We start from the raw sequence: 1,872 nt of genomic DNA, 5'->3' as shown, positions 1-1,872 counted from the left end.
GGCGTGGATCGGCTTCTCGCTGGCCGGGTCCGGCAAGCCGAATGCCCTGGGGACCCTGGTCGGGGCGGTGATTCTCGGCGTGCTGTCGAACGGGCTGGTGATGCTCTCCGTGCCGTATTACGCCATGGACATTATAAAAGGGCTGGTGCTCGCGGTAGCGCTGGCGATTACCTACATACAAAAACGCTGACAACACAACGGGATAAAAAATGAAAAAGATTGCACTCTCTTTGGTGGCATTAGGGTTATTCACCGCTCTGCCTGGCTTCGCGGCCACGCCCGCACCGCTCCCGGCGGCCATTGCCAACCATGACGGCCCCATTCGCATTGCGGTGATCCGCAACCTCGGCTCAGACGACAACACCACGCAGTTTGTTGCCGGGGCCATTCAGGAAGGGAAAAAGCTCGGCTTTAAGGTCAGCACCTTTTTGAGCAACGGGGATGACGCTAAATTCCAGGACTTCGTGAACCAGGCCATCAGCCAGAAATATGACGGGATTATCCTGTCTCAGGGCCGCGATCCGTACTCCACCGCGCTGGTAAAAAAGGCGGTGGATGCCGGGATCAAGGTCGCCGTATTTGATACCGCCGTCAACGGCGAGATTCCGGGCGTGACCGTTACCCAACAGGACGATGCCTCTCTGACCAATCTCTCCTTCGGCAAGCTGGCGAAAGATTTCAACGGCAAGGCCAATATCGTCAAGCTGTGGGTAGCGGGCTTCCCGCCGATGGAGCGTCGTCAGGCGGCGTATAAAGAGTTGCAAAAGCAGTACCCGGAGATTAAAGAGCTGGAGTCCATCGGCGCGGTCTCCTCTGACGTGCAGGGCGACACCGCCAACAAGGTGGGCGCGATCCTGGCGAAATACCCGAAAGGCAAAATCGACGCCATCTGGGGGACCTGGGATGCCTTCAGCCAGGGCGCGTATAAGGCGCTGAAAGAGAACGGCCGCACCGAGATCAAACTCTACAGCATCGACATCTCCAACCAGGATTTACAGCTGATGCGCGAGCCGGGTAGCCCGTGGAAGGTGAGCGTGGCGGTAGATCCGAAGCTGATTGGCGCGACCAACGTACGCCTGATCGCCAACAAGATTGCCGGTGAAGCCACGCCTGCCACCTACGACTTCAAAGCCGCTGCGATCCCGCAGGCGCTGCTGACCGCGCAGCCGGGGGCGGTGAACGTGGCGTCGTTGGGCAAAATCATTCCGGGCTGGGGCCAGACGGAAGATTTTATCGCGCCGTGGTTTGCGACGCTGGAAGCGAAAAATAAATGAGCATGCTTCCTACGCCAGAATACAGCCGCAATATGCGGCTGATTGGCCATAGCGACCAGGGCGGTCGCCCGGACGGCGTGCAGCTGATGGTGCACCGCGGCTTTGCGTATATCGGCCATATGGTGTCGCAGGGCTTTTCGATTGTCGACGTGCGCGATCCAAAAAATCCGAAACCCGCGGGCTATGTCCCCGCGCCGCCGGGCACCTGGAACGTGCACCTCCAGGCGCATGACGACCTGCTGCTGGTGATCAACGCCCGGGATCTGTTTGCCGATGCCCGCTTCGCCGACGAGAAGGTCTACTACACCCGTCAGGTAGGAGAGACCGTCAGCGACGTTCAGGACAGGGGCTGGAGCGCCGGGCTTCGCGTTTTTGATATCTCCACGCCGGACAGGCCGCGCGAAATCGGCTTTCTGTCGCTGAGCGGCATCGGCATTCACCGCATCTGGTACGTCGGTGGCCGCTGGGCATACGTGTCGGCGCTGATCGACGGTTTTACCGACTACATTTTCCTGACCATTGACCTGGCGGACCCGCGCAAGCCCGAGGTGGCGGGGCGCTGGTGGCTGCCGGGGATGAACCAGGCCGCAGGCGAACA

2 protein-coding genes and 1 pseudogene are annotated in these 1,872 nt (G+C 60.2%); all 3 read left to right on the top strand.

The features are described 5' to 3' along the window. Positions 1–190 (top strand): annotated as a pseudogene (locus DD606_RS24895) (ABC transporter permease); the annotation flags it as partial. Between the two features lie 19 nt (positions 191–209). After that, positions 210–1,274: a sugar ABC transporter substrate-binding protein gene (locus DD606_RS24890; RefSeq protein ID WP_129259427.1), complete on the top strand. Its 1,065-nt coding sequence runs from the start codon at positions 210–212 to the stop codon at positions 1,272–1,274. Next, the coding region (locus tag DD606_RS24885; RefSeq protein WP_368853795.1) for an LVIVD repeat-containing protein at positions 1,271–1,872 on the top strand (602 nt) is incomplete at its 3' end. The genes DD606_RS24890 and DD606_RS24885, both read left to right, overlap by 4 nt.

Origin of the sequence: Enterobacter cloacae complex sp. GF14B (assembly GCF_004136805.1) — a bacterium.
Taxonomy (GTDB): Bacteria; Pseudomonadota; Gammaproteobacteria; order Enterobacterales; family Enterobacteriaceae; genus Enterobacter; species Enterobacter hormaechei_C.
Note: the sequence above shows the minus strand (reverse complement) of the source record. Positions and strands in the feature narration are given on the sequence as shown.